Below are 7639 nucleotides of genomic sequence, written 5' to 3' on the forward strand. Positions count from 1 at the left end.
AACGCGGGCTCGCGCAATCCCGCCCGTCCGGCCATACGGGCCGGTGTCCGCGGGCTAGGTGAGGCGGACGGGGTTCACGACATCCGCGATCAGCACCAGCAGGGTGAAGCAGACGAAGATCCCGGCCACCACATAGGCCACCGGCATCAGCTTCGCGACGTCGAAGGGGCCGGGGTCGGGGCGGCGGAAGACCCGGGCGAAGGCCCTGCGCAGGGACTCCCACAGCGCTCCGGCGATGTGCCCGCCGTCCAGCGGCAGCAGCGGCAGCATGTTGAACAGGAACAGCGAGAGGTTGAAGCCGGCGACCAGGAAGAGCATGGTCGCCACCTGCTGCGACGGCGGGATGTCGAGGTTGAAGACCTCGCCGCCGACGCGGGCCGCGCCCACGACGCCCATGGGCGAGTCCGCCTTGCGCTCGCCGCCGTCGAAGGCCGCGTTCCACAGGTCCGGGATCTTGCCGGGCAAGGCGATCAGCGATTCGACGCCGGACTGGACCATGTCGCCCATCCGGTTGACGGACTGGCCGAAGGACTGCGGCACGACACCGGTCGCGGGCGTGAAGCCGAGGAAGCCCGCGGTGACGTACTGCCCCTTGATGGGGCTGCCCTTGCTGTCGTACTTCTGGACCTGGTTGGAGATCAGGTCGGCGTTCAGGGTCTTTCGCGCGCCGTCCCGCAGGACGGTGATCGTGGCCGGTCCGGTGGTCTTGCGGATCTCGCTCTGGAGCGTGGCCCAGTCGTCGGTGCGGTGGCCGTTGAACGCGACGATCTTGTCGCGCGGCTGCAGCCCCGCGGCCTTGGCCGGGGAGTCCTTGGCGCCCGCGGGGCAGGCGTCGGTCTTGTCGGTCGCCTTGACCACGCAGGCCGAGACGGTGGAGACCTGGGTGGTCTGGGTGTTGATGCCGAAGGACATCATCACGCCGAGGAAGATCGCGACAGCCAGCACGAGGTTCATGAAGGGGCCCGCGAACATCACGATCACGCGCTTCCACGGCTTGCGCGTGTAGAACAGCCGCGTCTCGTCGCCCGGCTGGAGCTCCTCGAAGGCGGCCGAGCGGGCGTCCTCGATCATGCCTCGCCAGGGCGAGGTGGAGCGGGCGCTGATCTTCCCGTCCGCGCCGGGCGGGAACATGCCGATCATGCGGATGTAGCCGCCGAGCGGCACGGCCTTGATGCCGTACTCGGTGTCGCCCTTCTTCCGCGAGAAGATCGTCGGCCCGAAGCCGACCATGTACTGCGGCACCCGGATGCCGAAGAGCTTCGCGGTGGAGAGGTGTCCCAGTTCGTGCCAGGCGATCGAGAAGAGCAGGCCCACCACGAAGACGACTATCCCGAGGACCGTCATCAGGGTTGTCATGCGCGGGCCTCCGAGGTCGTTTGCGCGGTACGGGCCGCCGGGTCCGTGCGCGCTGCCAGTTCACGGGCCCGGGCGCGGGCCCAGGTCTCCGCTTGCAGGACGTCCGGGACGGTGAGGCGGGTTCCCGCGGCGGGGGTGCCGTGTTCCGCCACCACCTCGGCGACGGTATCGACAATGCCATTGAACGGCAGCGCGCCGGAGAGGAACGCGTCGACGCACTCCTCGTTGGCGGCGTTGAAGACCGCGGGCGCGGTGCCGCCGAGCGTGCCGACGTGCCGGGCGAGGCCGACGGAGGGGAACGCCTCGTCGTCCAGCGGGAAGAATTCCCAGGTGGACGCCTTGGTCCAATCGAAGGCGGGGGCGGCGTCCGGGACCCGCTCGGGCCAGCCGAGGCCGATGGCGATGGGCCCGCGCATGTCGGGCGGGGTGGCCTGGGCGAGGGTGGAGCCGTCGGTGAATTCCACCATCGAGTGGACGTAGGACTGCGGGTGGACGACGACCTCGATGCGCTCGAAGGGGATGTCGTAGAGGAGGTGCGCCTCGATGACCTCCAGGCCCTTGTTGACCAGGGTCGCGGAGTTGATCGTGATCACCGGGCCCATGGACCAGGTGGGGTGGGCGAGGGCGTCCTTGGGGGTGACGGAGGCCAGCTCGGCCTTCGTACGGCCGCGGAAGGGCCCCCCGGAGGCGGTCACGACCAGTTTGCGGACCTCGGCGCGGGTCCCGCCCAGCAGCGCCTGGAAGAGCGCGGCGTGCTCGGAGTCGACCGGGATGATCTGCCCCGGCTTGGCCAGCGCCTTGACCAGCGGGCCGCCGACGATCAGCGACTCCTTGTTGGCCAGGGCCAGCGTCCGGCCCGCTTCCAGAGCGGCGAGGGTCGGCGCGAGACCGATGGAGCCGGTGATGCCGTTGAGCACGGTGTGGCACTCGCCGCGGGCGAGCTCGGTGGCCGCGTCGGGCCCCGCCAGGATCTCGGGCAGCGGTGTGGTGCCGTACTGCGCGGCCAGCGCCTCGCGCAGCGCGGGCACCTTGTCGGCCTGGGCGACGGCGACCGTGCGGACCCGCAGCCGGCGCGCCTGCTCGGCGAGCAGCCCCACCCGGCCGCCGGCGGCGGACAGGGCCGTCACCGTGAAGCGGTCGGGGTTGCGGAGCACGAGGTCGATGGCCTGGGTGCCGATCGAGCCGGTGGAACCGAGGATCACGATCTCGCGCGGTTCGCCCGCGGCGGTGGGGGCGGAGTAGCGCAGATGCGGGTCAGCGAGGGAGTCCGTCATGTACTCCATTGTTGCCTCTCCCGGCCGGACGACGGACAGGGATCCCCCCGCCCGACCTCGCGGGATCACGTCCGGCCGGGTGGCGGGTCAGCGGATGGGCCGGTGGACGTTCTCCGTGCGGGCCGGGCCCGGGGTGGCGTCGGCGATCCAGGGGCCGTCGCCGCTGGGGTCGACGATGCCGGTCTCCAGCCATTCGTAGGCGCCCGACATGACCTGGGAGACGAGCTTGCGGTCGAGGTCGTCGGTGTTGGTCCACAGCCGGCCGAAGAGCTCCTCGACGCGGATCCTGGACTGGCGGCAGAAGACGTCGGCGAGCTCGTACGCCTCGCTGCCGTGGTCGCCCTCGGCGCGCAGCCGCTCCGCGCGCACGCAGGCGGCGCTCATGGCGAAGAGCTCCGCCCCGATGTCGACGATGCGGCCGAGGAAGCCCTGCTTGGTCTCCATCCGGCCCTGCCAGCGGGACATGGCGTAGAAGGTGGAGCGGGCGAGCTTGCGGGAGGAGCGCTCGACGTAGCGCAGATGGGTGGCGAGGTCGCGGTGGCCGGCCGGGTGGAACTCCGCGTAGGTGCGCGGCAGTTGTCCGGGCCCGGCGACGAGCTTGGGCAGCCAGCGGGCGTAGAAGCCACCCGCGCGCGCCCCCGCGCGCGCCTTGTCGCCCAGCGACTTGTCCGGGTCGATGAGGTCGCCCGCCACCGAGAGGTGGGCGTCGACGGCCTCGCGGGCGATCAGCAGGTGCATGATCTCGGTGGAGCCCTCGAAGATCCGGTTGATGCGGGAGTCGCGCAGCATCTGCTCGGCGGGGACGGCGCGCTCGCCGCGGGCGGCGAGGGAGGCGGCGCTCTCGTAGCCGCGGCCGCCGCGGATCTGGACCAGCTCGTCGGTCATCAGCCAGGCCATCTCGCTGGCGTAGAGCTTGGCGAGTGCGGCCTCGATGCGGATGTCGTTGCGGTCCTCGTCGGCCATCTGGCCGGACAGGTCGAGGATGGCCTCCAGGGCGAAGGTGGTCGCGGCGATGAAGGAGATCTTCGCCCCGACGGCCTCGTGGCGGGCGATGGACTTGCCCCACTGCTCACGCGCGGCCGACCACTCGCGGGCGATCTTCAGGGACCACTTGCCCGCGGAGACGCACATGGCCGGGATGGACAGCCGGCCGGTGTTGAGGGTGGTCAGGGCGATCTTCAGGCCCGCGCCCTCGGGGCCGATGCGGTTGGCGGCGGGCACCCGGACCTGGTGGAAGCGGGTGACGCCGTTCTCGATGCCGCGCAGGCCCATGAAGGCGTTGCGGCGCTCGACGGTCACGCCCTCCGCCGCCGCCTCGACCACGAAGGCGGTGATCCCGCCCTTGTGGCCCTCGCTCTTCGGCACCCGGGCCATCACCACCAGCAGGTCGGCGACGACGCCGTTGGTGGTCCACAGCTTGACGCCGTCCAGGACGTAGTCGTCGCCGTCGGGGACGGCCGAGGTCGCCAGCCGGGCGGGGTCGGAGCCGACGTCCGGCTCGGTGAGCAGGAAGGCGGTGATGTCCGTACGGGCGCAGCGGGGCAGGAAGGCTTCCTTCTGCTCCTGGGTGCCGAAGAGCTTGAGCGGCTGCGGCACGCCGATGGACTGGTGTGCCGAGAGCAGCGCGCCGACGACGGGGCTGGCGGAGCCCACGAGGGCGAGGGCCTTGTTGTAGTAGACGGCGGTGAGACCGAGGCCGCCGTACTTCGTGTCGATCTTCATCCCGAAGGCGCCGAGCTCCTTGAGCCCGGCCACCGTCTCGTCCGGGATCCTCGCCTCGCGCTCGATGAGCGCGCCGTCGATGCGCGTCTCGCAGAAGTCGCGGAGCTTGGCGAGGAACTCCTCGCCGCGCCGCACGTCCTCCATGGCGGGCGTCGGGTGCGGGTGGATGAGATCGAGCCGGAAGCGTCCCAGGAACAGTTCCTTGGCGAAGCTGGGCTTCTTCCAGTCCTGTTCCCGGGCCGCTTCGGCGACCTGGCGTGCTTCGCGCTCGGAGACCGGTCGTACGGATGGTGCGGTCATGAGAGGCACCTCGCCGCTTCAGTCGGGGCCGTCCCGGTCGGCTACCGACCGGTGCTACTCGACCGTATGTACCCGATCCGCGGGACGTCTACCAGACCTCGCGCAACGTTCCGGCCCCCGTGCCCCGAGCCTCCCGCCCGCGGGCGACGGCGGCGGCTCAGTCCTCGACCGTCAGTACGATCTTCCCGGACGTACGATCGGTCTCGCCCAGCTCATGGGCCTTGGCGGCGTCGGCCAGCGGCAGGACGGCGGCGATCTCGGTGCGCAGCCGGCCGGTCTCGACCAGCTCGGTCAGGGCCTTGAGGCCGGCGAGGTCGGGCTCGACCACCATGCGGGTGGCCCGGACGCCCCGCTCGCGGGCCTGCGCGCGCACCTCGTCGGTCAGGGGCAGCAGGGACACCAGGGTGCCACCGGGGCGCAGGGTGCGCAGGGAGCGGGCGGGGTAGTCGCCGCTGATGGCCTCCAGGACGACGTCGACGTCGTGGACCGCCTCGGCGAAGTCCTGCTCGCGGTAGTCGATCAGCTCGTCGGCGCCGAGCCCGCGGAGGAAGTCGTGCTTGGCGGCGCTCGCCGTGCCGATGACGTAGGCGCCACGGGCCTTGGCGATCTGCACGGCCAGGTGGCCCACGCCGCCGGCGGCCGCGTGGATCAGCACGCGCTGCCCCTCGCGGAGGCCGGCGGTGTCGACGAGCGCCTGCCAGGCGGTGAGGGCGGCCAGCGGCAGGGCGGCGGCCTGGACGTGGTCGAGGCCGCGCGGCTTGGGCGCGAAGTGCCGCGCGGGGGCCGTCACGTATTCGGCGTAGGCGCCGGCCGGGTGCGGGAAGCTGGGCATGCCGTAGACCTCGTCGCCGGGGGCGTAGAGGGTGACGCCGTCACCGATGGCCTCGACCACGCCGGAGACGTCGAAGCCGAGGGTGAAGGCGACACTCTCGCCGGTGTAGAAGGAGCCGCGCTCGCGGGTCTTCCAGTCCGTGGGGTTGACGCCCGCCGCGTGCACCCGGACCAGGATCTCGCCCAGGCGCGGCTCGGGGCGGTCGGTCTCGACCAGCTGGAGGACCTCGGGGCCGCCGGCGGTCTCCTGGACGACGGCGCGCATGCGGGCGGGGGCTGCGGAGGTGTCGGTCATGGCGGTGAGCTCCTTGCGATCACGTTCTTCGATGGGAACAGCCTGTCGCGAGGGGCGCACGTCGACGAGTGGCCTGACTGCCATGGTTCGCAAGGATCGGGCCATGACCCGAGGCGGGTATCGGGCGGGTACGCGGACGGCCGGGGTGCTCCGTGCACCCCGGCCGTCCGCATGCGTGACTACAGAGCCAGGCCCGTCATGACCAGCACCCGCTCGTAGGTGTAGTCGTCCATCGCGTAGCGCACGCCCTCGCGGCCCACGCCGGACTGCTTGGCGCCGCCGTAGGGCATCTGGTCCGCGCGGTAGGACGGCACGTCGCCGATGATCACGCCGCCGGTCTCCAGCGCGCGGTGCGCGCGGAAGGCGGTCTGGAGGTCGTGCGTGAAGACGCCCGCCTGGAGGCCGTACGGCGAGTCGTTGACGGCGTCGAAGGCCGCGGCCTCGCCGTCCACCGAGGTGAGGGTGAGGACCGGGCCGAAGACCTCCTCGCACGCGATCGTCACACCGGCGGGGACGTCGGCGAGCACGGTCGGGGCGTACGTGGCGCCCTCGCGCTTGCCACCGGCGAGCAGCTTGGCGCCGGCCGCGACGGCCTCGTCCACCCAGGACTCGACGCGCTTGGCGGCGTCCTCGCTGACCAGCGGGCCGACCTCGGTCGCCGGGTCGGACGGGTCACCGGTGACCTGCGCCTCGACGGCGGCGACGACCTTCGGCAGCAGCCGCTCGTAGAGCGAGGCGTCGGCGATGACGCGCTGCACGGAGATGCAGGACTGGCCGCCCTGGTAGTTGGAGAAGGTGGCGATGCGCTGCGCCGCCCAGTCGAGGTCCTCCTCGGAGGACCAGTCGGCGAGGACGACGGCCGCGCCGTTGCCGCCGAGCTCCAGGGTGACGTGCTTGCGCGGCGCCGAGTCGAGGATCGACCAGCCGACCGGGCCGGAGCCGGTGAAGGAGATGACGGGCAGGCGCTCGTCCTGGACGAGGGCCGGCATCCGGTCGTTCGGGACCGGCAGCACGCTCCAGGAACCCGTCGGCAGGTCCGTCTCCGCGAGGATCTCGCCGAGGACCAGCGAGGAGATCGGCGTCGCCGGGGCGGGCTTGAGGATGATCGGCGCGCCCACGGCGATGGCCGGGGCGACCTTGTGGGCGCTCAGGTTGAGCGGGAAGTTGAAGGGCGCGATGCCGAGGACGGCGCCCCGGGGGAAGCGGCGGGTCAGCGCGAGCCGGCCGGTGCCGCCGGCGTCGGTGTCCAGGCGCTGGGCGTCACCGGCGTTGAAGCGGCGGGCCTCCTCGGCGGCGAAGCGGAAGACCGACACCGCGCGGCCGACCTCACCGCGGGCCCACTTGATGGGCTTGCCGTTCTCCGCGGAGATCAGCTGGGCGATCTCCTCGGTGCGCTCGGTAAGCCGCTTCACGACGTGGTCGAGGGCCGCGGCCCGTACGTGCGCCGGGGTTGCGGCGAACTCGTCCCGCACGGCGTGCGCGGCGGCCACGGCCTCCTCGACCTGGGCCTCGGTGGGCACGCTCACGGTGCCGACGAGGCGGCCGTCCCAGGAGTTCGTGACGTCGAAGGTCTCCTCGCCGAGGGCCTCACGGCCGGCCAGCCAGAACGCGTGGGGAGCAGTCACGGTTTTCCCTCCGGGGGGTACGGATGATTGTGGCTCCCCCACGGTAGGGGTGGGGCGGGTGGGGGTGGATTGTCCTTGATGGAGCGCCTGCCTTCGGCGCCGCGCCGAAATGGAGGGCTGGGGTGGGGGGTGGGTGCGTTTCGCCTGCGGCGGGCTTGTTCCCCTACCCCGCCCCTTCCCGAAACTGGGGGCAAGCCCCCAGACCCCCGAAGCACGCTTCGCGCGCTGTCCTCAAA

General features: G+C 72.0%; 5 protein-coding genes. All 5 read right to left on the reverse strand.

From position 1 onward, the window contains the following. Window positions 1-54: 54 nt before the first annotated feature. Window positions 55-1356 (reverse strand): site-2 protease family protein, encoded by a 1302-nt coding sequence (locus ACFY1P_RS33060; protein ID WP_361532833.1) that lies wholly within the window; start codon window positions 1354-1356, stop codon window positions 55-57. Then, on the reverse strand, window positions 1353-2630 hold the full coding sequence (dxr, locus tag ACFY1P_RS33065) for a 1-deoxy-D-xylulose-5-phosphate reductoisomerase (RefSeq protein WP_361532836.1): 1278 nt from the start codon (window positions 2628-2630) through the stop codon (window positions 1353-1355). Before dxr ends, ACFY1P_RS33060 begins: the two co-directional genes overlap by 4 nt. 87 nt (window positions 2631-2717) lie before the next feature. After that, window positions 2718-4652 carry an acyl-CoA dehydrogenase family protein gene (locus ACFY1P_RS33070; protein ID WP_390752721.1) on the reverse strand — a complete coding sequence of 645 codons (1935 nt, stop codon included), beginning with the start codon at window positions 4650-4652 and terminating at the stop codon, window positions 2718-2720. A gap of 157 nt (window positions 4653-4809) precedes the next feature. Further along, window positions 4810-5778, reverse strand: coding sequence for an NADP-dependent oxidoreductase (locus tag ACFY1P_RS33075; protein WP_390752722.1), 969 nt, complete (start codon window positions 5776-5778; stop codon window positions 4810-4812). A gap of 179 nt (window positions 5779-5957) precedes the next feature. Continuing rightward, window positions 5958-7403, reverse strand: a complete 1446-nt coding sequence (locus tag ACFY1P_RS33080; protein WP_390752723.1) for an aldehyde dehydrogenase family protein — start codon at window positions 7401-7403, stop codon at window positions 5958-5960. Window positions 7404-7639: the final 236 nt, after the last annotated feature.

This window comes from Streptomyces sp. NPDC001407 (assembly GCF_042895325.1).
In the GTDB taxonomy this organism is placed as follows: Bacteria; Actinomycetota; Actinomycetes; order Streptomycetales; family Streptomycetaceae; genus Streptomyces.